Below are 25,657 nucleotides of genomic sequence, written 5' to 3'. Positions count from 1 at the left end.
GGTGTCGATCGAGACACGGGGTGCCGCAACCAGCGGCTGAGATCACACCCGTCGAACCTGCTCGAGCTCGTACTCGCGAAGGGATCGTCCATGGAATCCGCTGCGCCCTCCCCTGCCTGGGCCCACCGAACCGCTGAACTGCTCGAGGCCGTCCGGGCCCGGAGCCCGTTGGTGCTGTGCATCACGAACACCGTGGTGCAGAACGTCACCGCGAACGTGCTGCTCGCCCTCGGGGCCTCGCCCGCGATGGTCGACGTGGCGACCGAGGCGGGACCGTTCGCCCGGGTCGCCGACGCCCTGCTGGTGAACACCGGCACCCCGCACGCCGAACCCCGGGTCGCGGCGCTCGAAGCCGCCCACGCCGCCCGCGTCACCGGTACCCCCTGGGTGCTCGACCCCGTCGCGGTCGGCTCGTTGCCGGTGCGCACCGCCCTCGCCCGCGACCTGCTCGCGCTGCACCCGACGGTGCTGCGCGGCAACGCGTCCGAGGTCCTCGCCCTGCTCGGCACCTCGGCCGGTGGCCGCGGTGTCGACAGCACGGTGGGCACCGAGGACGCCCGTGCGGCCGCGGTCGACGCCGTGTCCGGTCAGGCGGCCGGGAGGCTCGTGGCCGCGGTGGCCGTGTCGGGTCCCGTCGACCTGTTGGTCGCGCCGGGCACCGGTGTGGTGCGGGTCGCGAACGGCACCGAGCTGTTGACGCGGATCACCGGGGGCGGGTGTGCCCTCGGTGCGGTCGTCGCCGCGTTCACGTCGGTCGCGCCCGACGACGCCGGTGCGGCCGCCGTCGCGGCGACCGCGGTGCACACGATCGCCGCGGAGCTCGCTGCCCGTGAGGCCGGCGGCCCCGGCACCTTCGAGCCGCTGTTCCTCGACCGGTTGGCGTCGCTCACCCCCGAGGACGTCGTCCGCGAGGCCCGGATCACGGTCGAGGCCGCGCCTGCGTCCCTGGTGGTGCCGGCGTGAGCGCGCTGCCGGAGGACTTCGGCGTGTACCTGGTCACCGACGGCACGCTGGCCGACCGGCACGGTGTCGGTGTGCTCGGGGTGGTCCGCGCCGCGGTGCACGCCGGGGTCCGGATCGTGCAGGTGCGGGACAAGGACGCCTCGGCTCGGGACCTGCTGGCCCTGACCGCTGCCGTGGCCGACGCCGTGGGCGACCGCGCCGCCGTGGTGGTCGACGACCGGCTCGACGTCGCCCTCGCCGCTCGGCACGCGGGACACCGGGTCGCCGGGGTGCACCTCGGCCAGTCGGACGTGCCGGTGACCGCTGCCCGTTCGCTGCTCGGGCCGGAAGCGCACGTCGGGTTGACCGCGAACACCCCGGAGCACCTGGCCGTCGTCGCCCGGCTGCCCCGCGGCACCGTGGACCTGCTCGGCGTCGGGGTCGTGCACCCCACCACGACGAAGGCCGACCACCCGCCGGCGCTCGGGCACGACGGGTTCGTCCGGCTCGCGGCGGCGACGGACGTGCCGTGCGTGGCGATCGGCGGGGTGACCCTCGACGACGTCGCGCCGCTCCGGGCAGCGGGCGCCGCCGGGGTCGCGATCGTGTCGGGCGTCTGCGCCGCGGCCGATCCCGGGTCCGCAGCGGCCGCGTACGTGGCCGCGTGGGGACCTGGACCCGGCCACGGGGCGGAGCCGGGGCGGCTCGCGGCGGGCGATCCGTCCCTCCCGTCGGGGGCTTCGTCGCACCACGGGGCGGAGTCGTGAGCGTCCCGCGCGTCCTGGCCATCGCCGGGACCGACCCGACGGGCGGTGCCGGGTTGCAGGCCGACCTCAAGGCGATCGCCGCGCACGACGGGTACGGCATGGGCGTGGTCACCGCCCTCGTCGCGCAGAACACGCACGGGGTGCGGTCGGTGCACGTGCCGGACGTCGCATTCCTGCGGGAGCAGCTCGACGCAGTGTCGGACGACGTCACGATCGACGCCGTGAAGATCGGGATGCTCGGCACAGCACCGGTCGTCCGCGTCGTGACGGACTGGTTGCGGGAGCACCGGCCGCCCGTGGTCGTCGTGGACCCGGTGATGGTGGCGACGAGTGGTGACCGGTTGCTCGACGAGGACGCCGCCTCGGCGATGGGTGCGCTGTTCGGACTGGCCGACCTGGTGACGCCGAACCGGGCCGAGTTGCAGGTGTTGGCGGAGCTGGCTGGGGCTCCGGCGCCTGCCTCGTTGTCGTCGCTGGACGCTGCGCGGCTCGTGGCGTCGACGTGGGACGTGCTCGTGCTGGCGAAGGGCGGGCACGACGAGGGGCCGACCTCCGACGACGTGCTCGTGTCGCCGTCGGGGTCCGCTCGACAGTTCACCGCTCCCCGCGTCGCGACGGCCAACACGCACGGCACCGGGTGCTCCCTGTCGAGTGCGATCGCGACGCTCGCTGCCCGGTACGGGGACTGGGAACTCGCGGTCGGGGTGGCGAAGCCCTGGCTGACGGCAGCCCTGCGGGGGGCCGATGCCCTGGAGGTCGGGTCCGGCAACGGGCCGATCGACCACGGCGCCGTGAGCCGAGCGTTGCTGCCCGTGGTTCCCTTCACCGACGTGTGGTGGTCCGACGTCAGCGCCGCGCTGCAGGCCACGATCGAGTGCGGGTTACTGGTCGGGCTGCGCGACGGGACGCTCGACGCGGACGTGTTCGCCGGGTACCTCGCGCAGGACGTGCACTACCTGCGGGCATACGAGCAGCACCTGGCGGCGTTGGCGGCGAGCGCTGCCGGTGCTGCGGGCGCTGGTGCCGGCGCTGCAGCTGCTGGCGCTGGCGCCGGCGCTGCGGCTGCCGGCGCTGCAGCTGCTGGCGCTGGCGCCGGCGCTGCGGATGCCGGCGCTGGTCGTGGTCCTGTGGCTGCCGCCTTCTGGACGGCGGCGTCCGAGGGCTGCGCCGCCGAGGCCCGCGACCTGCACCACCGACGCCTCGCCGGCACCCACGCCGACGACCCCGTCCACCCGACGTGCGCCGGGTACCTCGCACACCTGCAGGAGGCGGCGGACTCCGGGTCGGCGGCCGTGCTCACCGCGGCGGTGCTCCCCTGCTTCCGGGTCTACGCCTGGGTGGGGGCGCAGCTCGGCGCGGCGCCGGACGGGCACGCGTTCGCGGACTGGATCACGGCCTACGGCGACCCGGGCTTCGCGGCGTCGAGTGCCGAGGCGACCCGGCTGGTCGAGGAGATGGCGGCAGCAGCTACCCCGTCCGAGCGAGGCCGGATGGCGCGGGCGTTCCGCCGCTCGACCGAGTGGGAGCTGGCGTTCTTCGCGATGCCGCTGGCGCTCGGTGCCACTGGTACCGGGGTCACCGCTGGTACCGGGGTCGCGGCTGCTGCGGGCGTCGCGGTCAGTGCCGCGGAAGCGACACTTCTGCGCTGACGGCCGTCGAGCACCCCGCGAAAGCGACAGATGTCCGCCGATGTTCCGCGGGGGTCTGTCGCTTTCGCGGACGGCGCACGCGGCGGCACCGGCGCACGCAGCGGCACCGGCGCACGCGGCGGCACCGGCGCACGCAGCGGCACCGGCGCGCTGGCGGCCTCAGCGCGGGGGCGGCGGCAGGCGCACCAGCTCGACGACCAGGTCGGCGCCGGTCACGGTGCCGCGCATCCACGTGAAGTCCGGCTGCCGACGGCGATCGGTCGGCGAGCCGGGGTTGAGCAGCCGCAACCCGGACGGTGCGACGGTGTCCCACGGGATGTGCGAGTGCCCGAAGACGAGCACGTCGGCGTCTGGGTACTCGGTGGCCATCCGGCGCTCACGGCCCGTCGCGGCACCGGTCTCGTGCACGAGCGCGAACCGCAGGTCCTCGACCGCGAAGTGCGCGACGAGCGGCAGCCGGTCGTCGAACTCGGGGCCGTCGTTGTTGCCGCGCACCCCCTCGAACCGGTGGGATCGGGCCTGCACGGCGTCGAGGGTGGCGAGGTCGACCCAGTCCCCCGCGTGCACCACCAGGTCGGCGGCGTCGACGTCCGCCCAGAGCGCCGCGGGCAGGTCCTTCGCCCGCTTCGGCAGGTGCGTGTCGGAGAGCAGGACGAACGACGTGGTCACGTCGGGGTGCGTCCGGGCATCGGCAGCCCGGCCTCGTCCGAGGCGCCGAGCCGTTCGAGCAGTCCGGCGAGCAGGGCGATGTCGTCGTCGGACCAGCCGGCGAGCCGTTCCTCCAGCGCATCCCGGTGCAGCTGCACGGAGCGCTCGAGCGCGGTGCGACCGGCATCCGTCGCCACGAGGGGCTTCGCGTTGCCGGTGCCGCCGTCGGTCGTCTCGATCAGCTTCGTGGCGAGGAGCCCGGACAGCTGCCGCGAGATCGTCGAGCGGTTCAGGCGCAGGTACCGGGCGATGTCGATGGCCATGCAGCCGGGGTGCTGCACCACGAAGTCGACGAGGGACTGGTCGACGACGCTCAGTGCCTGGTCGGATCCGCGGGCACGGATGCTCGCACGTCGGGTGATCCGGGCGAGCTCGGTGTACGCCCGGCCGATCTCGCTGTTCCGGATCCCGGAGCTCGGGTGGTCCATCGTGGCTCCAGCCTTTCGGTGCCGGCGCCGGCCGGCGGTCTTCTGTGCCGACACCATACCGGTCGGTACGCGAGATTCGGGCTCAGTGACCTGCAGCTGCGGCCCGGAGCGCGGGGATGTCGAGCTTCTGCATCGTCATCATCGCCTGGAAGACCCGGGCGTTCGCCTCGGGGTCGCCCGACCCGGTCATGAGCTCGCCCATCATCGACGGGGTCACCTGCCAGGCGACGCCCCAGCGGTCGAACAACCAGCCGCACATGCTCGGCTTCCCGCCGTCGGCGAGCAGGGCGTCCCAGATGCGGTCGAGTTCGTCCTGCGTGTCGACGTCGACCTGGAACGAGACGGCATCGGTGTGCGGGTGTCCGGGGCCGCCGTTCATCGCCCGGTACGGCTGCCCGAGCAACGTGAACTCGACGACCAGGGTCGCGCCGTCCGGGGTCTTCGCCACGCTGTCGATCGAACTGCCGGGGAACAGGTCGACGTAGTACCGGGCGGCCTGCTCGGCTTGGTCGTCGTACCAGAGGAAGGGGGTGATGGTGGGCATGGGGCGCTCTTCTCGCGTCGGCTCAGTCCGCGGCACTGCGGATGAGCAGGTCTGACTTCTCGGGGTGCTCGTCGAACCACTTGCCGACGAACCAGCACATCGGTACGACCCGCTTCGTCGAGTTCGTCTCGACGTCGGCGACCGCGTACTCGACGAGCTCGGCCGCGTAGCCGTGCCCGCGGTGCTTCGGCACCGTGTACGTGTGCGGGAACGCGATCGCGTCGCCGTTCTCGCGGTAGTCGAGCACGCTCACGAGCTCGCCGCCGACGTACATCGCGTAGCGGTCCTGGTCGGTCTCGTCGCGGAACTCGTGGTCCATGCCGCCATCATGCTCCGCCCGGGGCGCACGTGCCCCACCGGGAATGCTCGTGGCCACCGAGCGTTGGATGGACACCATGACAACGATCGGCATCATCGGCGCAGGCAACATCGGATCCCAACTGGCACGACTCGCGGTGCAGCACGGCCACCAGGTCGTGATCGCGAACTCCCGCGGCCCCGAAACCCTGGCCGACCTCGTGGCCGAACTCGGCGACCAGGCCCGTGCGGCCACCCGTGACGAAGCAGCCGCCGCGGGCGAGGTCGTCGTCGTGACGGTGCCGCTCGCCGCCATCGAGACGATCCCGGCGGAGCCCCTCGTCGGCAAGGTCGTCATCGACACGAACAACTACTACTGGGAGCGCGACGGCCACATCGCCGCGCTCGACGACGAGTCGACGACGACGGCCGAGCTGCTGCAGGACCACCTGCCCGGCGCCCGGGTCGTCAAGGCGTTCAACCACATCGGCGCCGCGGACCTCACCGGCCACGCCACCCCGGCCGGCACCCCGGACCGCCGCGCCCTCGTGATCGCGGGCGACGACGCCGAGGCGAAGCAGGTCACCGCGGACCTCATCGACGAGTTCGGCTTCGACGTCGTCGACGCCGGACCCCTCGCCGAGGGCTGGCGCATCCAGCGGGACACCCCCGGCTACGGCCCGCGCCTGACCGCCGACCAGCTGCGCGACGCACTGCAGGCAGCCACCCGCTGACGCCCCCGAGTCTCGGCCCCGCCGGCGCGAGACTCGGGCTGGGCGACAGTCCTCGGGCCGACAGCCGCGAGAACTGTCGCTCACGCCGAGACTCGGCCCCACGGCCCGCGGGCGGCGGGCGGCCGGCGGGCGGCCGCGGGCCGCGGGCCGCCTACGCCCGGTCGAAGATCACCGTCATGTCGGCGATGTCGTCCTCGCTCGGCTCCCACGTGGTACCGGCCTCGACGTTCTGCGTGATCTGCTCCGGCTTCGTCGCCCCCGCGATGACGCTGGACAACCCCGGCTGCGCCAGCAACCACGCGAACGTCGCCTGCAGCATCGTGACGCCGCGGTGGTCGCAGAACCGCTGGTAGTCGTCGAGGACGTCCCACGGGGCGTCTTCGAGCAACTGCGGCTTCGACGTCGACAGCCGCCCGTCGGCCGGACCCCCGGCCTTCGTGTACTTGCCGGTCAGCAGCCCGTTGTACAGCGGGAAGAACGGCAGGAACCCGAGGGCGTAGGCGCGGACGGCCGGCAGCACCTCGGCCTCGGCGGCACGGGCGAGCGGGCTGTACTCGTTCTGCGCGGACACGAACGCCGTGGTGCCGGCGATCGACGCGGTCAGTTCGGCCTCGGCGATCTGCCAGCCCGCGAAGTTCGAGTGGCCGACGTAGCGGATCTTGCCCTCGCGGACCAGGTCGTCGAGGACCGACAGCGTCTCCTCGATCGGGGTCACGTCGTCGGGACGGTGCATCTGGTACAGGTCGATCCAGTCCGTGCCGAGGCGACGGAGCGACGACTCGACGGCCAACCGGACGTACCGTCGCGAACCGCGCACACCCCAGTCCGGGCCGTTCGCGCCCTGCATGTCCATGCCGAACTTCGTCGCGAGCACGATCTCGTCACGCCGTCCCGCGATCGACCGGCCGAGCATCTCCTCGGACATGCCGGGCCGGCCGCCGTAGATGTCGGCCGTGTCGAAGAGCGTGACCCCGGCGTCGAGTGCCGCGCGCACGACGGCGTCCGTGCCCTCCTGCGACTCGGAGGCGGTCCCCGGCCGCCCGAAGTTGTTGCAGCCGAGGCCGACGGTGGAGACGACGAGCCCCGAGGGACCCAGTGGACGGTGTTCGATTCCGGTCATGCCCCGAACGTACCGGCGACCCCGGAACTGGGGCTGCGACATCCGCGACCGTTGCCACTAGAACTGACGATGGATCAGTCGACGAAGGGAGCACCGCAGTGGCGTCGCATCGCATGCAGGATTCGGAACGGCCGCGCCGTCCCGTCCCGTCCTGGGTGACCGCACCGGTCGTCGAACCGGCCGAGTCCGCCCGGCGGGTCGCCTCCGACTCCGCAGCGAGCACCGGCCAGGAGGCCCGTCCCACCCTCGCCACGTCGCGCACCACCCACGGTGCGCCGGCTCCCACCGCCGTGGTCGGCTCCGCCCCGCAGCCGACGGCCACGCTCGACCCGACAGCAGCGCCGACGCCGGAGCCCCCGTCCGTCGCCACCCTGGTCGAGGACGACGTCACGGTCCCCGACTACCCGCCGCAGCAGGACCTCCTGCCGCCGGCCCCGACCTCACCGACCGTGCACACCGTGCCGTTCGACACCGCCGCCGTGGCCTCCGCACCGGCTCCGGTCTCGCCGATCGACGCCGCTCCGCGCACCGCGCCAGCCCCCGCACCGTCGCCCGTGCCCTCCGCCGGGCAGCCCCGGTTCTCGGTGCCCGGCCTGGAGCACGTCGTCGTCGAGGGCACCGAGCCCGAACCGGTGGGCCCGATCGGCTTCCGCACGCCCCGCCGCTTCGCCCACCAGCAGGCCGCCGCCGCCGTCGTGACCCCGGCACCGACGCCGGCGTCCGCCCACGTGCGCTCCTTCGACGCGGACCTGCAGGCGCCGTCGGTGCCGACCGCCTCGTCGACCGCACCGATGGCGCCGAACCCGGTCGTGCCCGTGACCGCCCCCCGTGCCGAGGCGAGTGCGTCCGTCGGGGCCGAGCCGGGCCTCCCGACCGAACTGCTCGACCAGCCCGTGGCCGCAGCCGCCCAGCCGGAGCCGCGCCGTGCACTCGGTGCGACGCCCGGGGCGATCCTGGGGGCCGTGGCGGGCATCGCGACGCTCGGACTCGCGGCGTGGTGGTTCACCGCGCCGGCGACCGTGCACGGTGTCGGTGTCGTGCTCGGACTCCTCGCGCTGGTGGTGTCGCTCGTGACGCTGCGCGACCGCGCGGCGACGTGGCAGCGGCCGGTCGCGCTGCTCGGCGTCGTGCTCGGTGGCGTCGGAACACTCGTGCTGCTGTGGGCCGTCGCGTCGGCGCTGCTGCCGCTCGCCGGGGTGACGCTGCCCGACCTGACCGGGACCGGGACGACCCCGACCCTCGCGCCGTAGCGGTCTCTGCGCTCGACGCCGTCGTCTGCGCACGACGCCGTCGTCTGCGCACGACGCCGTCGTCTGCGCACGACGCCGTCAGGCCAGTGAGACGCCCCCGAATCCGGCGGCGTCTCACGAGCCGCGAGGCGTTTCGGCAACACGCCGGCGTCTCCTGGAGCCGTCTGCCGAGCCGCACCCCGAGGATCAGACCGCGCGGACGACCCCGCGCGACAGGATCGCGTTCGTCAGGGCGTCGATCGGCTCGCGCTGCACCGTCGGGTTCGCGATGAGGACGTAGTCGACCGCCGGCAGGTCCGGCAGCCCGAGCCGCTGCGACACCTTCACCAGGTCCGCCGGGATGAGCGAGTGCGGAAACACCGCCACGCCGATCCCCGCGCGCACCGCCGCCAGCACGCCGTTGACGTCGCGGGTGTTGCAGGTGATCCGCCAGGTGCGGCCGGCGGCCTCGAGGGCGTCGATCGCCATCTGCCGGCTGATGCTCGGCGCCTGGTACGCGATGAGCGGCACGGGCTCGGCGCGTTCGACCGCGATGCCGTCCTGCGCCATCCACACCATCTGGTCGGTCGCGACCCGGGTGCCCTCGGCGGACTCCCCCGCGGTCTGCTTGATGAACACCAGGTCGAGCTGCCCGGCGTGCACCCGGCGCAGGAGCGGTGACGACTGGTTCACCGTCAGCTCGAGGTTCACCTGCGGGTGCAGCCGCCGGAAGTCGCGGAGGATGCGCGGCAACTGCGTGATCGCGAGGTCGTCGGCCGCGCCGAACCGGAGGCGCCCACGCGTCGCCGACCCCGAGAAGTACGCGTCCGCGGTGGCGTGCGCCGCGAGGATCGTCCGGGCGAAGCCGGCCATCGCGTCGCCGTTGTCCGTGAGGGTGACGCCACGGGTGTCGCGGGCGACGAGGGTGCGGGACACCGCGGTCTCGAGCCGCCGGACGTGCTGGGAGACGGTGGGCTGGCTGATGCCGAGGCGGGCTCCGGCCTGCGTGAAGCTCTGTGTCTCGGCGACGGCCAGGAAGGTCTGCAGCAGGACCGGATCGAGCACGGTGCACCTCGTTCGTTCGCGCGGTCATTCGACATCGCAATGGATTGATAGCCACCATAGGGGTGTCGAATGGCCCGCGGCCACGTAGTTTCGATGGGGTACCAGATCCGCAACGACGTCCGGAGAACCCCTCACCGTGAGTGCGTCATCGACGACCCTCCCCCCGCCCACCGAACCACTCCCGATCCAGGCCACCCGCCCGCCCTGGCGGCACACCCTGATCGCCCTGTCCGTGCCGAACTTCCGGCTGTTCACGGCCACCAACCTCGTCGCGATGACCGCCGGGTGGATGCAGCGCATCGCCCAGGACTGGCTCGTCCTGCAGCTGACCGGCTCGGTCGCGCAGGTCGGCATCACCGTCGCCTGCCAGTTCGCGCCGATGCTGCTGTTCGGGCTGCTCGGCGGCGTGCTCGTCGACCGGTTCTCGAAGCGTGCGCTGATGATGATCACGCAGGGCGCCTTCGCGGTGCTGTCCGCGCTGCTCGCCGTGCTGACGCTCGCCGGGGTGGTCGAGGCCTGGCACATCTGGGTGATCGCGTTCCTGGTCGGCATGGTCACCGTGATCGACAACCCGGCCCGCCAGGTGTTCGTCACCGAGATCGTCGGACACCAGCACCTCCGCAACGCGATCAGCGTGAACTCGTCGGTGTTCCAGCTCGGCGGCATGATCGGCCCGGCGCTGTCCGGCGCACTGCTCGTCGCGGTCGGGGCCGGCTGGTCGTTCGGCGTGAACGCGATCGCCTGCGTCGCCGTCGTCGTGACGCTCGGGTTCCTGAAGGTCTCGGAGCTGCACCGGACGCCCCCGGCGCCCCGCGGCAAGGGGCAGCTGATCGAGGGGCTCCGCTACGCCGTGAACAAGCCGACGATCATCGTGCCGGTGATCCTCGTCGCGTTCTTCTCGGTGTTCGCGCTGACGATGCCCGTGCTGCTGTCGGCCTTCGCGTCACAGGTGTACGACGTCGGCGCCGCCGGGTACGGCGTGTTCAACTCGGCCGTGGCGATCGGTGCGCTCGTCGGCGCCCTGCTCTCCACACGTCGGGCGGTCGTGCGGCTCCGGACCATCGTCGGCGGGGTGTTCTGGACCGGGGTGCTGCTCGTGGTCTCCGGCTCCATCCCCGTGATCGCGCCGTTCACCGTGGCGCTCGTCGCCGTCGGGATGTCGCAGTTGCTGTTCCAGACCGCGTCGAACTCGCTCGTGCAGCTGTCGTCGAACGTGGCGATCCGCGGCCGGGTGATGTCGCTCTACGTGCTCGTGCTGCTCGGCGGCCAGGCGATCGGCGGGCCGCTCATGGGCCAGGTCGTCGACCACTTCGGGGCGCACGTCGGGATGATGGTCGCCGGTGGGGTGCCCGCGGCGGCCGCGGCCGTGATCGCGCTCGTCCTCGCCCGCCGCGGTGGCCTGCACCTCGCCGTGCGCATGCGCCACCACGTGCCGCTGCCGGCGATCGTCGCCCACTGAGCGGGGCGGTGGGCGCACCGGCGCGCGGACCGGGAGGCGCGTGGCGGCGTCACCACGGGCCTCCCGTCCGGTGCGCGCCAAGGCGTTGCGCTCTGTTGCGGGCGTCGCGCCCCGACACACAGGGGCGCAATGCCCGCAACAGGGCGCGGACGCGGTCCGGGACGGACGGGAGGCACGGGGCGGCCCCGCCACGCGCCTCCCGTCCGCCTGGTCGCACCGGACGCATGCCGCACCGGCGCGCCAAGGCATTGCGCCCTGTTGCGGGCGTCGCGCCCCGACACACAGGGGCGCAATGCCCGCAACAGGGCGCGGACGCGGTCCCGGACGGACGGGAGGCACGGGGCGGCCCCGCCACGCGCCTCCCGTCCGGTGAGCGGTTGCCTCAGTACGCCACGCCGAAACGCGCCTGGTGGTGCGCCGGGTTCGCGATCTCGTCGACGAAGGCCAGGCCGAAGTCGTCGCCGGAGATGTTCGAGTTGCCCTCGGCGTCGGTCAGCAGGACCTCGTCGGTCGTGCGGTAGGTGCCACGACGCTCGCCCGGGTTGTAGCTGCCGTAACCGGCGGCCGGGCTGACGTAGAACCAGTCGACGTCGGTGTCCGAGGCCCGGAGCGCGTCGAGGATCTGCGCGTGGCTCTTCGCCTCACCCTTGAACGCGTCCGGGAACTCGGCCGAGTCGAACAGGCGCGGTCCACCGTCGGCGACGAGCAGCGAACCGGCGCCGCCGACGATGCCGAGACGCGCACCGGCGCTGGCCGCGGCGTCGACGAAGTGCTGGAACTTGTCCTTGAGCTCACTGCCGTCCGCCTGGACCGCGTGCAGTGCGACGACGATGACGTCGGCGTCCTTCGTGACCTCGGCCACGAAGTCGGCGTCGAAGGCATCGCCCTGCGCCAGGGTCAGGCCCTCGGCGGCGTCGAGCTTGCTCGTGTCGCGCGCGACGGCAGTGACGGCGATGCCACGGGAGAGGGCTTCGCGGGTGATGGCGGAGCCGGCGTAGCCGGTGCCTCCGAAGACGACGATGCTGGTCATGCTGTTCCTTTCGTGGGGCTGGTGCTGCTCACCGTACAAGAGTTACTCTCTTTGAGTAAGTAGGCACCTCACGGTGCGTAACGAAGCTCGTTCGTCACGGAGGCCAGGCCAGATGTCAGCACTCGAGTACAGCCCCTACGCGGCGGACTGCCCCAGCCGACAGCTGCTCGACCGCATCGGCGACCGGTGGAGTGTGCTGACGATCGGCACCCTCGCCGACGGGCCGCAACGGTACTCGGCGATCGCGAACCGGGTGCAGGGCGTGTCGCAGAAGATGCTCACGCAGACCCTCCGGGCACTGGAGCGGGACGGACTCGTCACCCGCACGGTGTTCCCCGAGATCCCGCCGCACGTCGAGTACGAGCTCACCGATCGCGGGCGGTCGCTCCGCCGGGTGCTCGAGCCGCTCGAGGCGTGGGCGACGTCCCACATGGACGACGTCGCGGTGTCGCGCGTGGAGTACGACGCGCGCTGACCCGGCGCGGGCGGCTGGGCGGGGCGGGTGCGGGTGCGGGTGCGGGTGCGGGGGCGGGGGCGCTTCGTGAGTAGAAATGGTCGGGTCCGCCGAACGCACCCGACCATTTGTGCTCACGAAGTGCCGCCACGCGCACACTCGGAATCCCCGACGGCGGCGAGTGGTTGCCTGGGGACATGCGATCGATCGTCTACACGAAGCCCGGTGACAGCAGCGTCCTCGAACTCGTCGAGCGGGACGTCCCCGAACCCGGCGCCGGCGAGGTCCGCGTCCGCGTCGTCGTGTCCGGCGTGAACCCCACGGACTGGAAGGCCCGGGCGGGCGGTACCTACGGCGACGGCCTGCCCTTCCCCGAGGTCACCCCGAACCAGGACGGCGCCGGTGTCGTCGACGCGGTCGGCCAGGGTGTCGAGGACCTCGCCGTCGGTGACCGCGTGTGGCTCTTCATGGCCGCCGCCTCCCGCCCGACCGGCACCGCGCAGGAGTACACCGTCGTGCCGGAGACCCGAGCGGTCCGCCTGCCCGACGAGACCAGCTTCGACATCGGCGCCTCGCTCGGTGTCCCGGCGATGACCGCGCACCGCGCCCTCACGACGCACGAGGACGGCCCCGCACGACTCGGCCCCGGTGCGCTCGACGGCGTCACGGTGCTCGTCGCGGGTGGTGCCGGAGCGGTGGGGCACGCGGCGATCCAGCTCGCCCGTTGGGCCGGCGCGACGGTGATCACGACGATCAGCTCGGACGACAAGGCCGCCCTCGCCACCGCGGCCGGTGCCCACCACGTCGTGAACTACCGGCAGGACGACGCCGCGGCTCGCATCCGCGAGATCGCGCCGGACGGCGTCGACATCGTCGTCGAGGTGTCGATCCCCCAGAACGCCGAGCTGGTCGCCGACGTCCTGGCGAACCACGGCGTCGTGTCGATCTACGCGAACAACGGCGGCGACGAGGCCACCCTGCCGATCCGCCCGAACATGAGCGTCAACGCGCGCTACCAGTTCCTGCTGCTCTACACGATCGGCGACGAGGCCCTGGCCGCCGCAGCCGAGGACGTCACCGAGGCACTGCACGACGGCGTGCTGCCGGTCGGCGCGGACGCGGGTCTGCCGCTCACCCGCTTCGACCTCGCCCACACCGCTGCCGCCCACGACGCCGTCGAACACGACACCGTCGGCAAGGTCCTGATCGACGTGCCCGAGGCGCAGTAGCCCCGACGCCCAGACGACGACGCCCAGACGACGAATGGCTCCCACACGCGTGGGAGCCGTTCGTGGTGGACGATGCGGGAAGGGTCAGCGACCCAGGCGCGCGGCGATGGCTGCGGCGACCCGGGACCGGGCTGCTTCGCGCTCGCGCTCGATGTTGGCGGCGATGACGTCGAGGTCTTCGTAGTCGGCGTCGGTGGTGGTGTCGTTCCAGTTGGGCGATGAGATCCGGGCACGCCCGAACGACGGCGGAGCAGGGTTCACGGTCGTCATGAGGGCATCGTACGTCGAGCGTCCGACAGAGCGTGTGAGCATCACGGGCCTTTCCTTGGATTGCGGTCGCGCTCGGGGAACGAGTAGGTCAACGAGAACGCCACGGCCATGAACGACGCCATCATCGCGATGTTCTTGGCGTCGAGTTCGGTGAAGGCGTCGGGGACCGGGGAGTCGACGGTGAGCATGCCGAACGAGTACTGGTCGGACCGGATCACCACCGAGACGTACGACGAGTACTGCGGTTCGAAGCCCGGCACGTCCTGGTCCACGTCGACGTCGGCCGAGCGGTCGCCGACGATCCGGGGCGATCCCCCGACCAGCACCCACTCGAGGTTGCGGTCGCCGTAGGGCGTGCCCGCGCGGAAGACCCCGGCGGTGTCGCCGGCACCCCCGTGACCGATCGGCTCGAGCGCTCGCAGATCGGTGGACAGCTGGTACACGTTGGCGCGGACGTCGGGCACCTTCGGCAGCAGGTAGAACGCCAGGGCCACGGCGACCCGGTCGGCGACGACGGAGAGTTCGCCGTGGCGCTCGGAACGGGGCAGTTCGGTGAACCGGACGAGTCGGGTGGCGATCTGGCCGAACGCGTACCGGACCGCCGTCGACTGTTCGAGTTCGGCCCCGGTCGCGTTCTCCTCGGCCACCGCCCGCGCAGCGTCGCTGCGTCGGATCCGGACCACCTGCACCGCCACGGCACCGGCCAGCACGACGAGCCCGAACACGACGAGCGACAGTCGGACCGCCGGGGTGACGAACAGGTTCGGCAGCTGGAACGCCGCAGTGGGCGCGGCCGCCACCACGATCGGCCACCCGACCGTGCCGACCCGTCCTGAACGCTGTTGCCCCATGACCACGACGCTAGGTCACGCCACCGACGCAGACGGAGTTGTCCACAGGTCAGTTCTCCACAGGATCTGTCGGCCTCCACCAGCCCGTCGCACGCAGCTGGTAAGCAAGACCCATGACCGATGCCAGCACGCCCGTTCCCGGATCCAGAGCCCTCGTCCTGGGCGGCGGAGGTGTCGCCGGCATCGCCTGGGAGGTCGGTGTCCTCACCGCCCTGCAGGACGCCGGCGTCGACCTCGATGCCGCAGACCTGGTCGTCGGCACGAGCGCCGGCAGCGTCGTCGGCGCCTTCGTCCGGAACGGCGCGGTGCAGCAGGCGTACGACCAGCAGCACACCCCCGCACCGACGACCTACGTCGAGCCGCCGGCCATCGACACCGACGCCGTCCAGCAGCGCATCGGTGCCGCGCTCGAGGGGGCGACCGGCGAGCAGGACGCCCGCGCCCGTCTCGGCCTCGCCGCCCAGCAGGTCACCGACGGACAGTCCGACGACGAGCGCGTGGCGACCTTCACCGAGACCCTGCCGTCCACCGACTGGCCGGCGAAGCCGCTCGCCATCACCGCGGTCGACGCCACCGACGGCACGTTCCGACTGCTGACCGCGGCCGACGGTGTCCCGCTCCCCCGCGCGGTCGCCGCGAGCTGCTCCGTGCCCTTCGTGTGGTCGCCCGTCGGCATCGAGGGCCGACCGTACGTCGACGGCGGGGTCCGCTCCGGCACGAACGCCGATGCCGCGGCCGGGCACGAGCGTGTCCTCGTCATCGCCTGCGGTCCCGAGGGTCCGTCCCCGGTCGGCCCGTGGCTCGACGTCGCGGTCGAGTCGCTCCGCGCCGGCGGCAGCTCGGTCGAGGTCGTCGTGGCGGACAGCGCCGCGCAGGAAGCCTTCGGCACGAACTCGCTCTCGCTGGCCACTCAGGCGCCCTCGGCCGAAGCCGGCCGCGCCCAGGGCACGGCGGTCGCCGAGCAGATCGCCGCCTTCTGGGCCGATGACCTGGTGAGCGTGGTCGCATGACGACGCCGTTCTCCGACCTCGACCAGTACATCGCGCTCCCCCGGGTCGACGGGATCGCGATCAGCCCCGACGGTCAGCGCGTCACCCTGACGGTCAGTGCGCTCGACCCGGACCGCACCGGGTACCGCCGCTCGATCTGGCAGGTGCCCGCGACCCCGACCGTCGACGCGGGCGGACCCACCGCCAGCCCGGTGCGCCTCACCCGTTCCGCCAAGGGCGAGGGCGGCATCGCCTTCACCCGCACCGGCGACCTGCTCTTCGTCTCCGCCCGCCCCGACGCCGACGCCACCGACGTCGAGGCCGCCCAGCTCTGGGTCCTCCCGGCGGCCGGTGGTGAAGCCCGCCCCCTCACGCGGCTCACCGGCGGGGTCGGCGGCGTCCTGGCGACCGCTGCGGCCGCCGACACCGTCGCGCTCACCGCCGACCTGCTGTCGAGTGCCGGCTCTGACCCGGCGACCGTGCTCGAAGCCGACGCCCAGCTCCGGAAGGCCCGCACGGACAAGAAGGTCCGCGCGATCCTGCACGAGACCTACCCGGTCCGGTACTGGGACCACGACCTCGGCCCGGACCAGACGCACGTCCTCACGCTCGACACGGCCGGCGGACCAGACGAAATCGCGCAGCCCGTCGACCGCACGCCGGCTCCCGGCCGGTCGCTGGACCACGTCGCCGGGGCGCTCACGCCCGACGGTTCCGTCCTGTTGGCAGCCGTGGGTGTCCGGGAGGCCCGTGGGGACCGCTCGACGCTCGTCACGATCGACTGCACCAGCGGCCACCGCACGGTGCTGTTCGACGACGCCGACGTCGACCACGAGATGCCCACCCTGAGCCACGACGGCCGCACGATCGCGTGGGTCCGGACGGTGCGCTCCACCCCCGCCGGTGCGCACCAGCAAGAGGTCTGGACCGCCGGCATCGACGGCTCGGACCCGCGCCGCATCGCCACCGAGTGGGACCGCTGGCCGAGCGAGCTCGTGTTCGAGCACGGCGACCGGGCACTGCTCGCCGTGGCCGACCAGGACGGCCGGGCACCCGTGTTCCGCATCCCGCTCGACGGCGCAGCCGTCGAACAGCTGACCCACGACGACTGGGCGTACTCGAGCCTGCGCGTGGCGGAGGCGAGCGGCGCGGTCGTGGCGCTCCGGGCCTCCTGGGCGGCACCGCTGCACCCCGTGCGGATCGCGACGGACGGGGTGGTGACCCCGCTCGCGACGCCCGCACCCCTGCCCGAGGTCCCCGCGCACCTGGACGAGGTCGAGACGACCGCGGCCGACGGCGCGCGCGTGCGCGGCTGGCTGGTCGTGCCGGAGGGTGACGGGCCGCACCCGCTGCTGCTCTGGATCCACGGCGGACCGCTCAACTCGTGGAACCAGTGGTCGTGGCGGTGGAACCCGATGCTCCTCGCGGCGCGCGGGTACGCCGTGCTGCTGCCGGACCCGGCACTGTCGACCGGCTACGGGCTCGACTTCGTGAACCGCGGGTGGAACGCGTGGGGGCAGGCGCCGTACACCGACCTGCTGGCGATCACCGACGTGGTCGAGGCGCGGGCGGACATCGACGAGTCCCGGACCGCAGCGATGGGCGGGTCGTTCGGCGGGTACATGGCGAACTGGGTCGCCGGGCACACCGACCGGTTCCGCGCGATCGTCACGCACGCGAGCCTGTGGGCGCTCGACCAGTTCAACGGCACGACGGACTCGTCGCAGTACTGGTCGTCGATCTTCGACGCCGCCGGCATCGAGGCGAACGACCCGCACCGGTTCGTGGCGGACATCACGTCACCGATGCTCGTGGTCCACGGCGACAAGGACTACCGGGTGCCGATCGGCGAGGGGCTGCGACTGTGGTCCGAACTCGCGGAGCACCACGCGGCACCGGACGGCTCGATGCCGCACCGGTTCCTGTACTTCCCGGACGAGAACCACTGGGTGCTCGCCCCGCAGCACGCGGTGGTCTGGTACGAGACGGTGTTCGCGTTCCTCGGGCAGCACGTGCTCGACCAGGAGTGGGAGCGGCCGGCGCTGCTCGGGTAGCGGCGGCCGTGATCGACTCGGAACGACATGATCGACGTCGCACGACATCGAGAACGTCGTTCCGGGTCGGATCCACCCGGCCCGACCCGACCGACCCGGCCCGACCCGGCCCGCTACACGAACGCGGCCTGCCCGGTGATCGCACGACCGACGATCAGCGTGTTCACCTCGCGCGTGCCCTCGTACGAGTAGATCGCCTCGGCGTCCGCGAAGAACCGGGCGACGCCCTTGTCGAGCACGATGCCGTTGCCGCCCTGCACCTCGCGGCACCAGCCGACGGTCTCGCGCATCTTCGCGGTCGCGAACGCCTTCGCCAGGGCGGAGTGCTCGTCGCCCCCGACGCCGGCGTCCTGCATGGCCGACGCCTGCGTGCAGAGCGCGATCGAGGCCGTGATGTTCGACAGCGACTTGACGAGCAGGTCCTGCACGAGCTGGTGCGACGCGATCGGCTTGCCGAACTGGATCCGCTCGCGGGCGTACGCGAGGGCTGCTTCGTAGGCGCCGACCGCGATGCCGACAGCCTGCCAGGCCACCTCGGTACGGGTCAGGCGGAGCACCTCGGCCGTCGACCGGAACGAGTCGGCGCGCTGGAGCCGACGTGATTCCGGCACGCGCACCCCCTGCATGACGATGTCGGCGTTCTGCACCCCGCGCAGCGCGATCTTGTCCTCGATCTTGGTGGCGGTGAAGCCGGGGGTGTCCGTGGTGACCAGGAAGCCCTTCACCTGCTCGTCCGCGACGTCCTTCGCCCAGATGACGACGACGTCGGCGAAGGTGGCGTTGCCGATCCAGCGCTTCTCACCGTCGAGCACCCACGTGTCGCCGTCGCGGCGGGCAGTGGTGCGCAGGCCACGGGCGGAGTCGCTGCCGGACAGCGGTTCGGTCAGGCCGAACGCCCCGATGAGCTCGCCGGCGGCCATGCGCGGCAGCCACTCGCGCTGCTGTTCCTCGCTGCCGGCGACGGCGATCGAGTTCATCGCCAGACCCGACTGCACGCCGATGAACGTCGCGACGCTGGCGTCGACGCGTCCGAGCTCGAGCGCCGCCCACCCGCGGTACACGGCCGAGTTCTCGAACTGGCGCACGAGCGGGATCCCCGGCCCGTACATCCCGAGCTCGGCGAGCGGGGCGATCACCTGCATCGGGAACTCGGCGCGTGCCCAGTACCCGTCGGCGATGGGCGCGACCTCGCGCTCGAGGTACTCGCGGAGTCGCCCGATCGACGCGCGCTCCGGCTCGGTCAGCTGCTGTTGGAAGCCGTAGAAGTCCGATTCGAGGAGGCCCGTCGTGGGCGTCAGCGTTGACATGGAACCAACGATGCATCATTCTCGAAAACGTTGCAAGGGAGGACCGCGTGTACACATCGGATTCTGCGCTGCGCGCCTTCCGGGAGGCCCGCCACACGTTCATCGACGGCTCGCGGATCGACATGGGCGCGTTGGCTGCCGCGCTCGGCGTGGACCGCACGTCGCTGTTCCGGTGGGTGGGCAACCGTGACCGGTTGCTGTCCGAGATCCTGTGGTCCCTCGCAGTCCCGACGCTCGACCGGGCGTCCCGTGCTGCCGACACGATCGGGTCGTCCGGAGCGGCGCGCATCGTCGACGTGCTCGACCGGTTCACCGCCGACCTCATCGAGGCCACCTACTTCCGCGCCTTCCTGACCCGCGAACCCGCGCGGGCGATGCGCCTGCTGACCACCTCGGAGAGTGACGTGCAGAGCCGGTTCGTCGAACGGGTCACCGCGCTCGTGGTCGAGGAGCAGTCGTCCGGCGAGTTCGATCCGGCCCCGCTGTCCGCCGAGGAGCTCGCCCGGCTGCTCGTCCGGATCTCAGAGTCGTTCACCTACGCTGAGTTCATCTCCGGTGAGGCCCCCGACCCCGTCCGGGCACGCGCCGCGTTCGAGTACGTACTGCGCCCCGCCGCCGATCACGCCACACCCGCACCTCCGATCGGAGACCGATGACCATCGACGAGTACCCGTTCCGCCGCCTCTACCCCACACGGTGGAACGACAACGACATGTTCGGGCACGTCAACAACACGATCTACTACTCGGCGATGGACAACGCGTCGACGTACTGGTTCCGCGAGGAAGCGGGCCTCGACCCGTTCACGTCGGAGTGGATCGCGGTGCTGGTGTCGTCGAGCTGCCGCTTCGTCGAGTCCGCCGTGTGGCCGGACGTCATCGAGGTCGGGATGCGGTCCAAGCACCTCGGCAACACGAGCCTGTCGTGGGAGTTCGGCCTGTTCCGTCAGTCCGACGGCGCACTGCTCGCCACCGGTGAGTTCGTGCACGTGATCATCGACCGCGAGGGCGCCCGCCGACCGATCCCGCTGCCGGAGTCGCTGCGCGCGCTCGTGAACGGCACGATGGTCGCCCAGGAGCCCGCCGTCGCCGACTGATCCCGCGCGCCGTCGCCCGTCGTCGTCCCGCAACCGAGAACAGGTCAGGGGCGGTATTCGTCGCGACGAGGCTGGTCCAGCCGCACAGCGAGGTCGTCACCCGCGGGCTTCGCGCCGTTCAGGGTCCCGAGCACCTTCGCCACGGTCGACAACACGAAGCCGATCCCCCGGCCGATGGCTTGCACGAAGCGCATGACGTCCCCTCTCGTCACCCCATGCTAGCCCGCGGCCCGAGGACTGCTCAGGACTGCTCAGGACTTGAGGGCAGCGAGCTCGAGGTTGATGTCGTCGGGGTCCTGCACGGACAGGATCACCATGCCAGCGTCACCGAGGTCGGTGACCTCGCCGTGCTCGACCCCTGCGGCGTCGAGGCGTGCAGCCGCCTGGTGCAGCTCGTCGACCGACCCCACGACGAAGCTCACGTGGTCGAGGCCGACGGTGTCCGGGTCGAACGTCTGCCCCGCCGGAGCGACCGGGCGGAGACCGAAGACCTGGTCGCCGAGCCGGAACACGGAGCCGCCGTAGAAGCGCTCACGATCCTCGCGCACGCCGGGCTCGTCGACCTGGTCGCTGAAGTCGATCGCCGGGTCGGTGCCGAGCAGCTGCTGGTAGAACGCCTTGCTGCGGTGGATGTCGGTCACGGTGACGCGGACGTGGGCGAGGGCGGTCGGGCGTGCGAACGGTTCGGTCATGGTGGAGCTCCTCCGGGTTCGACCCGACGTAGGGCCTCGGGTGCGCGCCGTGGTTGCGACGCGCACCCAAGGCAACCCCTGCCGCCTCGGTGCAGCCCGACAGCGTGCGGCGACCGGACAGCGGCGCTGGACCCGAACGCCAGCGCCGCGGTCCGGTCAGATGAGGTCGTCGGTCAGGTGGTTCGGCGTGCCGAAGCGGTGCGCCGTGATCGAGACCGCCTGCTCTCGGACGAACGGCAGGATCTCGAGCCGACCGGCTTCGGTCACCGGACCGCCGTACACCGCGACGTCGGGACGCCCGCCGATCGCCGAGGACAGCGCCGAGGTGTCGCCGCCGATGAGCCGGACCCGGGTCGACGGGCCCGACGTGATCGACGACGCGAAGGACTCGTCGGAGACCGACTGCGACACGGAGCGCACGTTGGGCAACGACCGGATAGCGGAGGCGACGGACGAAGGCAGCCCGGCTGCCGTCGACACCTCGATCGTCGTGCCGGCCCGGAGCGCAGCCGCGACGACGCGCACGAGCTCGACCGCCGAGGCGTCAGCGTCAGAGTCTGCAACCGCAGCGAGCCGCACGTGAACAGACGGGAACGGCAGGTACCGCGCGATGTTCCGCTCGGCGCTGAGAGCCGACACGTCGGTCGCGGTGCCGAACAGCGCCGACCAAGCCTGCTCGTCCGACGCAAGCGACCGGTCGAGCACCGGCGAGGTGACCCCGGCCGCACGGACGAAGGCGCTGACCGGAGCAGAAGGAACGGACGCAGCGGTCGACGCAGCAGGCGCCCACGACCCCAGCCCGAGCAGGTAGTTCAGCCCGCCGGCCTTCGTGCCCGCGCCGACGGCCGACTTCTTCCAGCCACCGAACGGCTGCCGACGGACGATGGCGCCCGTGATGCCGCGGTTGACGTAGAGGTTGCCCGCCTCGATGCGCGACAGCCACTGCCCGATCTCGGCCGGGTCGAGCGAGTGCAGGCCCGAGGTCAGGCCGTAGTCGACCTCGTTGACGATGTCGATCGCTTCGTCGAGGGTGTCGGCGGTCATCATGCCGAGGATCGGGCCGAAGTACTCGGTGCGGTGGAACTCCGAGCCGCGGCGGACGCCCTGGCGGACGCCGGGGCTCCAGAGCTTGCCGGTCTCGTCGAGCTGCTTCGGCTCGACGGCCCAGGACTCCCCCGCGCCGAGCGTCGTCAGGCCGGCGAGCAGCTTGCCGGAGGCCGGTTCGATGATCGGTCCCATCTGGGTGGTGGGGTCGGTCGGGGAGCCGACGGTGAGCGAGGACACGGCGTCGAGGAGCTGGTTGCGGAAGCGCTTCGACTTCGCGACCGAGCCGACCATGACCACGAGCGACGCGGCCGAGCACTTCTGGCCGGCGTGCCCGAAGGCCGAGGCGACGACGTCCTTCACCGCGAGGTCGAGGTCCGACGACGGGGTGACGATCACGGCGTTCTTGCCCGAGGTCTCGGCGAGCAGCGGCAGGTCAGAGCGGAACGAGCGGAACAGCTCGGCGGTCTCGTAGGCACCGGTGAGGATCACCTGGTCGACCATCGGCGAGGCGATGAGCTGCTGGCCGAGCTCGTTCTCGGACACCTGCAGGAACGCGAGCACGTCGGCCGGGGCCCCGTGGGCGTCGAGCGCGGTCTCGATGATCGAGGCGAGGACGGCCCCGGAGCGCTCGGCGGGCGGTGCCGGCTTGAGGACGACGGCGGACCCGGCAGCGAGTGCGGCCAGGGTCGAGCCGGCGGGGATCGCGACCGGGAAGTTCCACGGCGGTGCGACGAGGGTCAGCGTGGCCGGGGTGAAGGTCGCACCGTCGAGGTCGTCGAGCTGCGACGCGAGCGAGCCGTAGAAGTGCGCGAAGTCGATCGCCTCGGACACCTCGGGGTCGGCCTGGTCGATGGTCTTGCCGGTCTCCGCGGCCATGACCTCGATGAGTGCTGCGCGGTTCGCCTCGAGTGCGTCGCCGACGGCGTGCAGCACGGCGCCACGAGCGGCACCGGACCAGGTCCCCCAGACCGCACCGGCGGCCTGGACGCGAGCCAGCGCCGAGTCGAGCGACGCGGCGGAGTCGACCCGGGCCTCCTGGACGGCGCGGACGCCGAGCGTCGACGACGCGATCCGGCCCGTGATGGCCGACCCCCACTGGCGCACCGACGCGACCGACGGGTCGCTGTCCGGCGTGTTCTCGAACCGGCCGGGCCCGGGGCGTCCGACGGCCGCGTAGCGGTCGGCGACGCGGTGGGACGCGGGAGCGGCGAGGCCCTCGGGCGTGGCGAGCGGGACGAGCGAGGCGCGGAACCGCTCTTCCTCGCGGGCGAACAGCGGCGGCGACGACACCAGCGAGAAGACCGCGGACATGAAGTTGTCCTGCGAGGCGCCTTCTTCGAGGCGACGGATCAGGTACGCGATCGCGACGTCGAACTCGCCGGGGTGGACGACCGGCGTGTAGAGCAGGAGGGAACCGACCGTGTTCTTCACTGCCGACGCCTGGCCCTGCGCCATACCGAGCAGCATCTCGAACTCGATGCCGTCCCGAACGCCTCGTTCGCCGGCGAGCAGCCAGGCGTGCGCGACGTCGAACAGGTTGTGCCCGGCGACACCGACGCGGACGTTCTCGACGCGCGACGGGGTGAGTGCCCAGTCGAGCACGCGCTTGTAGTTGGTGTCGGAGTCCTGCTTGGTGTGCCAGGTGGCGAGCGGCCAGCCGTGCACCGAGGCCTCGACCTGCTCCATCGGCAGGTTCGCGCCCTTGACCAGGCGGACCTTGATGCCGGCACCACCGCGGGCGCGGCGGGCGGCGGACCACTCCTGCAGCTGCTCCATCGCGGCGAGCGCGTCGGGCAGGTACGCCTGCAGCACGATGCCGGCTTCGAGCCCGAGGAACGCGGGCTCGTCGAGGAGCTTGGTGAAGACCGCGATCGTCAGGTCGAGGTCCTTGTACTCCTCCATGTCGAGGTTGATGAACTTCGCCGGGGTCGAGGCCGCGGCGCGCTCGGACAGCGGGCGGAGCTGCTCGACGATGTCGTCGACGGCGTGGTCGAACGCCCACGGCGAGTGCGGGTGCACGGTCGACGAGACCTTGATCGACACGTAGTCGACGTCGTCGCGTGCCAGGAGCTTGTGCGTGCCCTCGAGCCGGCGCGCGGCCTCGCGCTCGCCCAGCACGGCCTCGCCGAGCAGGTTCACGTTGAGCCGGACGCCGTCCCGCTTGATCTTCGCGATCGCCGGGCCGAGCTTCGAGTCGGTCGCGTCGACGATGAGGTGGCCGACCATGCCCCGGAGCACCCGGCGGGCGACGGGCACGACGACGCCCGGGAGCACCGGTGCCATGCCACCACCGAGGCGCACGAGTCCGCGCATCGCAGCGGGCAGGAACCCGGGGGCACCGGGCGCGATCTGCCGGAGCTTGCGGGCGGCGACGGCCAGGTCTTCCGGGCGGACGACGCCGTCCACGAAGCCGACCGCGAAGTCGAGACCGGCGGGGTCGGCGAGCACCCCGGCGAGCTGCTTGGCGGAGCCGTCCACCGGGAACGATTCGGCCTCGGCCAGCCACTGTCGGACGAGTGCGACGGACTGGTCCGCCAAGGCGTCGTGGTCGGTGGCGGGGTGCTCGTGCAGGGTCGTCATGGGTTCAGTGTGGAGCGCCCGACTCATCAGCGGAAGCAACGGTTCGTGATGGGTACCCGTAAGTTCCGCTACCGTGAGCACGTGCTCGATGTCCGCCGTCTCGTCCTGCTCCGTGAGCTCTCCATCCGGGGCACGATCGCCGCGGTCGCCGAGGCCGTGAACTTCACCCCGTCGGCTGTCTCGCAGCAGCTCAGCACCCTGGAGCGCGAGGCCGGCGTGCCCCTGCTCAGGAAGGCCGGACGGCGCCTGCAGCTCACCCCGCAGGCCGAGGTCCTGGTGCAGGCGGCCGGGCACGTGCTGGACGTCCTCGAGCTGGCGCAGTCGCAGGTCGAGGAGACCATGCCGACCGTGCAGGGGCGGATCCGTGTCGCGGTGTTCCAGTCCGCGGCCCTCGCCCTCATGCCGAACGCCCTGCACGCCATGGCCACCGAGCACCCCGACGTCCGCATCGAGATGGTGCAGCGGGAACCGGAGACGGCCCTGCACGAGACCTGGGCTCGCGACTTCGACGTGGTCATCGCGGAGCAGTACCCCGCGCACGCGGCTCCGCACCTTCCCGGGCTCGACCGGTCGGACCTGACCACCGACGCGGTCCGGCTCGCACTGCCCCCGGTGGACACCGCACTCGTACCGGTGTCGTCGATCGAGGACGCAGGCGCGCTGCCCTGGGTGATGGAGCCCCGCGGGACCGCGTCGCGGCACTTCGCCGAGCAGGTCTGCCGACGCTGGGGCTTCGAGCCGGACGTCCGCTACGAGACCGCCGACCTGCAGACCCAGATCCGCCTGGTCGAGTCCGGCAACGCCGTCAGCCTGATGCCCGACCTGATGTGGACGGGGCGGACGACGACGTGCCGACTGGTCGAGCTGCCCGAGCACCCGCGCCGGACGATCTTCACGGTGGTCCGGTCGGCCGGGTCGTCCTCCCCTGCGGTCCGCGCACTCCGCCACGCCCTGGAGCGCGCGGCTGCGGTCGTCGGAGACTGAGCGGACTGGAGGCGCGGCTCGGGCCCGCCACGTCGGTCGCCGCCGTCACGCACCAGGTCGTGACCGATCTGTGACACAACGGCTGTCAGGACTCGTCACGCCCGGACATTCCCTTTGTAGAGGACGCTCATC

The 25,657-nt window shown here is 72.2% G+C and carries 26 protein-coding genes and 1 riboswitch; of the genes, 13 read left to right on the top strand and 13 right to left on the bottom strand.

Annotated elements, in window-relative coordinates:
• The first annotated feature begins 6 nt into the window (after positions 1-6).
• Positions 7-102, top strand: a riboswitch (TPP riboswitch).
• The 3 genes from thiM to thiD all read left to right on the top strand — a co-directional run bounded on the left by thiM (position 91) and on the right by thiD (position 3,358).
• On the top strand, positions 91-963 hold the full coding sequence (thiM, locus tag EDF42_RS12830) for a hydroxyethylthiazole kinase (protein ID WP_185040945.1): 873 nt from the start codon (positions 91-93) through the stop codon (positions 961-963). (Overlaps the previous riboswitch by 12 nt.)
• Positions 960-1,709: a thiamine phosphate synthase gene (gene thiE, locus EDF42_RS12825; RefSeq protein ID WP_123672587.1), complete on the top strand. Its 750-nt coding sequence runs from the start codon at positions 960-962 to the stop codon at positions 1,707-1,709. The genes thiM and thiE overlap by 4 nt, the downstream gene beginning before the upstream one ends.
• Positions 1,706-3,358: a bifunctional hydroxymethylpyrimidine kinase/phosphomethylpyrimidine kinase gene (gene thiD / locus EDF42_RS12820; RefSeq protein ID WP_185040943.1), complete on the top strand. Its 1,653-nt coding sequence runs from the start codon at positions 1,706-1,708 to the stop codon at positions 3,356-3,358. The genes thiE and thiD overlap by 4 nt, the downstream gene beginning before the upstream one ends.
• A gap of 159 nt (positions 3,359-3,517) precedes the next feature.
• Here the strand turns inward: thiD and EDF42_RS12815 are convergent, their stop codons facing one another.
• From EDF42_RS12815 to EDF42_RS12800, 4 genes are all read right to left on the bottom strand, one after another.
• Complete coding sequence (locus tag EDF42_RS12815; RefSeq protein ID WP_123672585.1) at positions 3,518-4,027, bottom strand: metallophosphoesterase; 510 nt, start codon at positions 4,025-4,027, stop codon at positions 3,518-3,520.
• On the bottom strand, positions 4,024-4,494 hold the full coding sequence (locus EDF42_RS12810) for a MarR family winged helix-turn-helix transcriptional regulator (RefSeq protein ID WP_123353928.1): 471 nt from the start codon (positions 4,492-4,494) through the stop codon (positions 4,024-4,026). Before EDF42_RS12810 ends, EDF42_RS12815 begins: the two co-directional genes overlap by 4 nt.
• Before the next feature lie 82 nt (positions 4,495-4,576).
• Positions 4,577-5,038 (bottom strand): VOC family protein, encoded by a 462-nt coding sequence (locus EDF42_RS12805; protein WP_123292436.1) that lies wholly within the window; start codon positions 5,036-5,038, stop codon positions 4,577-4,579.
• A 22-nt stretch (positions 5,039-5,060) separates the two neighbouring features.
• Positions 5,061-5,357: a GNAT family N-acetyltransferase gene (locus EDF42_RS12800; protein ID WP_111087034.1), complete on the bottom strand. Its 297-nt coding sequence runs from the start codon at positions 5,355-5,357 to the stop codon at positions 5,061-5,063.
• Between the two features lie 76 nt (positions 5,358-5,433).
• Here EDF42_RS12800 and EDF42_RS12795 point away from each other — a divergent pair, with 76 nt between their 5' ends.
• Entirely contained in the window at positions 5,434-6,069 is a 636-nt protein-coding gene (locus EDF42_RS12795) for an NADPH-dependent F420 reductase (RefSeq protein WP_123672844.1), read from the top strand.
• Positions 6,070-6,220: 151 nt separating this feature from the next.
• Here EDF42_RS12795 and EDF42_RS12790 read toward each other — a convergent pair whose 3' ends face one another.
• On the bottom strand, positions 6,221-7,189 hold the full coding sequence (locus EDF42_RS12790; RefSeq protein ID WP_123672584.1) for an aldo/keto reductase: 969 nt from the start codon (positions 7,187-7,189) through the stop codon (positions 6,221-6,223).
• A gap of 155 nt (positions 7,190-7,344) precedes the next feature.
• Here EDF42_RS12790 and EDF42_RS12785 point away from each other — a divergent pair, with 155 nt between their 5' ends.
• Complete coding sequence (locus EDF42_RS12785; RefSeq protein ID WP_123672583.1) at positions 7,345-8,439, top strand: hypothetical protein; 1,095 nt, start codon at positions 7,345-7,347, stop codon at positions 8,437-8,439.
• Between the two features lie 186 nt (positions 8,440-8,625).
• Here EDF42_RS12785 and EDF42_RS12780 read toward each other — a convergent pair whose 3' ends face one another.
• A complete protein-coding gene (locus tag EDF42_RS12780) occupies positions 8,626-9,483 on the bottom strand; it encodes a LysR substrate-binding domain-containing protein (RefSeq protein ID WP_123672582.1) in 858 nt (285 codons plus the stop codon).
• A gap of 136 nt (positions 9,484-9,619) precedes the next feature.
• On the opposite strand from EDF42_RS12780, the gene EDF42_RS12775 reads away from it, so the two are divergent.
• Positions 9,620-10,942: an MFS transporter gene (locus tag EDF42_RS12775; RefSeq protein WP_123292432.1), complete on the top strand. Its 1,323-nt coding sequence runs from the start codon at positions 9,620-9,622 to the stop codon at positions 10,940-10,942.
• 382 nt (positions 10,943-11,324) lie between these two features.
• On the opposite strand, the gene EDF42_RS12770 is transcribed toward EDF42_RS12775, so the two are convergent.
• A complete protein-coding gene (locus EDF42_RS12770; protein ID WP_123672581.1) occupies positions 11,325-11,972 on the bottom strand; it encodes an NAD(P)-dependent oxidoreductase in 648 nt (215 codons plus the stop codon).
• 112 nt (positions 11,973-12,084) lie between these two features.
• Here EDF42_RS12770 and EDF42_RS12765 point away from each other — a divergent pair, with 112 nt between their 5' ends.
• Both EDF42_RS12765 and EDF42_RS12760 read left to right on the top strand, forming a co-directional pair.
• The gene (locus EDF42_RS12765) at positions 12,085-12,447 is read left to right on the top strand and encodes a helix-turn-helix domain-containing protein (RefSeq protein ID WP_111086871.1); all 363 of its coding nucleotides are present in this window, start codon (positions 12,085-12,087) and stop codon (positions 12,445-12,447) included.
• Between the two features lie 176 nt (positions 12,448-12,623).
• Positions 12,624-13,655: an NADPH:quinone reductase gene (locus tag EDF42_RS12760; RefSeq protein WP_123672580.1), complete on the top strand. Its 1,032-nt coding sequence runs from the start codon at positions 12,624-12,626 to the stop codon at positions 13,653-13,655.
• A gap of 84 nt (positions 13,656-13,739) precedes the next feature.
• Here the strand turns inward: EDF42_RS12760 and EDF42_RS12755 are convergent, their stop codons facing one another.
• Both EDF42_RS12755 and EDF42_RS12750 read right to left on the bottom strand, forming a co-directional pair.
• Positions 13,740-13,925 (bottom strand): hypothetical protein, encoded by a 186-nt coding sequence (locus tag EDF42_RS12755; RefSeq protein WP_148053868.1) that lies wholly within the window; start codon positions 13,923-13,925, stop codon positions 13,740-13,742.
• A 41-nt stretch (positions 13,926-13,966) separates the two neighbouring features.
• The gene (locus EDF42_RS12750; RefSeq protein ID WP_148067784.1) at positions 13,967-14,776 is read right to left on the bottom strand and encodes a GAF domain-containing protein; all 810 of its coding nucleotides are present in this window, start codon (positions 14,774-14,776) and stop codon (positions 13,967-13,969) included.
• 113 nt (positions 14,777-14,889) lie between these two features.
• On the opposite strand from EDF42_RS12750, the gene EDF42_RS12745 reads away from it, so the two are divergent.
• Together EDF42_RS12745 and EDF42_RS12740 are read left to right on the top strand one after the other, a co-directional pair.
• Positions 14,890-15,786, top strand: coding sequence for a patatin-like phospholipase family protein (locus tag EDF42_RS12745; RefSeq protein WP_123672578.1), 897 nt, complete (start codon positions 14,890-14,892; stop codon positions 15,784-15,786).
• The gene (locus EDF42_RS12740) at positions 15,783-17,819 is read left to right on the top strand and encodes an alpha/beta fold hydrolase (RefSeq protein WP_123672577.1); all 2,037 of its coding nucleotides are present in this window, start codon (positions 15,783-15,785) and stop codon (positions 17,817-17,819) included. Before EDF42_RS12745 ends, EDF42_RS12740 begins: the two co-directional genes overlap by 4 nt.
• A gap of 113 nt (positions 17,820-17,932) precedes the next feature.
• Here the strand turns inward: EDF42_RS12740 and EDF42_RS12735 are convergent, their stop codons facing one another.
• On the bottom strand, positions 17,933-19,126 hold the full coding sequence (locus EDF42_RS12735; RefSeq protein ID WP_123672576.1) for an acyl-CoA dehydrogenase family protein: 1,194 nt from the start codon (positions 19,124-19,126) through the stop codon (positions 17,933-17,935).
• 47 nt (positions 19,127-19,173) lie between these two features.
• Between EDF42_RS12735 and EDF42_RS12730 the strand changes: the two genes are divergently transcribed.
• Positions 19,174-19,782 (top strand): QsdR family transcriptional regulator, encoded by a 609-nt coding sequence (locus EDF42_RS12730; RefSeq protein WP_123292424.1) that lies wholly within the window; start codon positions 19,174-19,176, stop codon positions 19,780-19,782.
• Positions 19,779-20,222 carry a thioesterase family protein gene (locus tag EDF42_RS12725; protein WP_123672575.1) on the top strand — a complete coding sequence of 148 codons (444 nt, stop codon included), beginning with the start codon at positions 19,779-19,781 and terminating at the stop codon, positions 20,220-20,222. The genes EDF42_RS12730 and EDF42_RS12725 overlap by 4 nt, the downstream gene beginning before the upstream one ends.
• A 44-nt stretch (positions 20,223-20,266) precedes the next feature.
• Here EDF42_RS12725 and EDF42_RS19025 read toward each other — a convergent pair whose 3' ends face one another.
• From EDF42_RS19025 to EDF42_RS12715, 3 genes are all read right to left on the bottom strand, one after another.
• On the bottom strand, positions 20,267-20,416 hold the full coding sequence (locus EDF42_RS19025) for a hypothetical protein (protein WP_185040941.1): 150 nt from the start codon (positions 20,414-20,416) through the stop codon (positions 20,267-20,269).
• Between the two features lie 57 nt (positions 20,417-20,473).
• A complete protein-coding gene (locus tag EDF42_RS12720; RefSeq protein WP_123292422.1) occupies positions 20,474-20,914 on the bottom strand; it encodes a VOC family protein in 441 nt (146 codons plus the stop codon).
• A gap of 156 nt (positions 20,915-21,070) precedes the next feature.
• Entirely contained in the window at positions 21,071-24,541 is a 3,471-nt protein-coding gene (locus tag EDF42_RS12715; RefSeq protein WP_123672574.1) for a bifunctional proline dehydrogenase/L-glutamate gamma-semialdehyde dehydrogenase, read from the bottom strand.
• A gap of 81 nt (positions 24,542-24,622) precedes the next feature.
• On the opposite strand from EDF42_RS12715, the gene EDF42_RS12710 reads away from it, so the two are divergent.
• Positions 24,623-25,525 (top strand): LysR family transcriptional regulator, encoded by a 903-nt coding sequence (locus EDF42_RS12710; RefSeq protein WP_123672842.1) that lies wholly within the window; start codon positions 24,623-24,625, stop codon positions 25,523-25,525.
• Positions 25,526-25,657 lie beyond the last annotated feature (132 nt).

Origin of the sequence: Curtobacterium sp. PhB172, from assembly GCF_003752545.1 — a bacterium.
Lineage (GTDB): Bacteria > Actinomycetota > Actinomycetes > Actinomycetales > Microbacteriaceae > Curtobacterium.
The sequence above is the reverse complement of the archived record's forward strand: the minus strand, read 5'-3'. Positions and strand labels throughout refer to the sequence as shown.

What these genes read in the sequence shown, in the direction of transcription:
- EDF42_RS12735 (WP_123672576.1), bottom strand. Translation starts at nt 19,126, where the DNA reads ATGTCAACGCTGACGCCCACGACGGGCCTCCTCGAATCGGACTTCTAC.
- EDF42_RS12790 (WP_123672584.1), bottom strand. Translation starts at nt 7,189, where the DNA reads ATGACCGGAATCGAACACCGTCCACTGGGTCCCTCGGGGCTCGTCGTC.
- EDF42_RS12810 (WP_123353928.1), bottom strand. Translation starts at nt 4,494, where the DNA reads ATGGACCACCCGAGCTCCGGGATCCGGAACAGCGAGATCGGCCGGGCG.
- thiM (WP_185040945.1), top strand. Translation starts at nt 91, where the DNA reads ATGGAATCCGCTGCGCCCTCCCCTGCCTGGGCCCACCGAACCGCTGAA.
- EDF42_RS12745 (WP_123672578.1), top strand. Translation starts at nt 14,890, where the DNA reads ATGACCGATGCCAGCACGCCCGTTCCCGGATCCAGAGCCCTCGTCCTG.
- EDF42_RS12795 (WP_123672844.1), top strand. Translation starts at nt 5,434, where the DNA reads ATGACAACGATCGGCATCATCGGCGCAGGCAACATCGGATCCCAACTG.
- EDF42_RS12760 (WP_123672580.1), top strand. Translation starts at nt 12,624, where the DNA reads ATGCGATCGATCGTCTACACGAAGCCCGGTGACAGCAGCGTCCTCGAA.
- EDF42_RS12805 (WP_123292436.1), bottom strand. Translation starts at nt 5,038, where the DNA reads ATGCCCACCATCACCCCCTTCCTCTGGTACGACGACCAAGCCGAGCAG.
- EDF42_RS12750 (WP_148067784.1), bottom strand. Translation starts at nt 14,776, where the DNA reads ATGGGGCAACAGCGTTCAGGACGGGTCGGCACGGTCGGGTGGCCGATC.
- EDF42_RS19025 (WP_185040941.1), bottom strand. Translation starts at nt 20,416, where the DNA reads ATGCGCTTCGTGCAAGCCATCGGCCGGGGGATCGGCTTCGTGTTGTCG.
- EDF42_RS12765 (WP_111086871.1), top strand. Translation starts at nt 12,085, where the DNA reads ATGTCAGCACTCGAGTACAGCCCCTACGCGGCGGACTGCCCCAGCCGA.
- EDF42_RS12755 (WP_148053868.1), bottom strand. Translation starts at nt 13,925, where the DNA reads ATGACGACCGTGAACCCTGCTCCGCCGTCGTTCGGGCGTGCCCGGATC.
- EDF42_RS12720 (WP_123292422.1), bottom strand. Translation starts at nt 20,914, where the DNA reads ATGACCGAACCGTTCGCACGCCCGACCGCCCTCGCCCACGTCCGCGTC.
- EDF42_RS12740 (WP_123672577.1), top strand. Translation starts at nt 15,783, where the DNA reads ATGACGACGCCGTTCTCCGACCTCGACCAGTACATCGCGCTCCCCCGG.
- EDF42_RS12715 (WP_123672574.1), bottom strand. Translation starts at nt 24,541, where the DNA reads ATGACGACCCTGCACGAGCACCCCGCCACCGACCACGACGCCTTGGCG.
- EDF42_RS12800 (WP_111087034.1), bottom strand. Translation starts at nt 5,357, where the DNA reads ATGGACCACGAGTTCCGCGACGAGACCGACCAGGACCGCTACGCGATG.
- EDF42_RS12770 (WP_123672581.1), bottom strand. Translation starts at nt 11,972, where the DNA reads ATGACCAGCATCGTCGTCTTCGGAGGCACCGGCTACGCCGGCTCCGCC.
- EDF42_RS12725 (WP_123672575.1), top strand. Translation starts at nt 19,779, where the DNA reads ATGACCATCGACGAGTACCCGTTCCGCCGCCTCTACCCCACACGGTGG.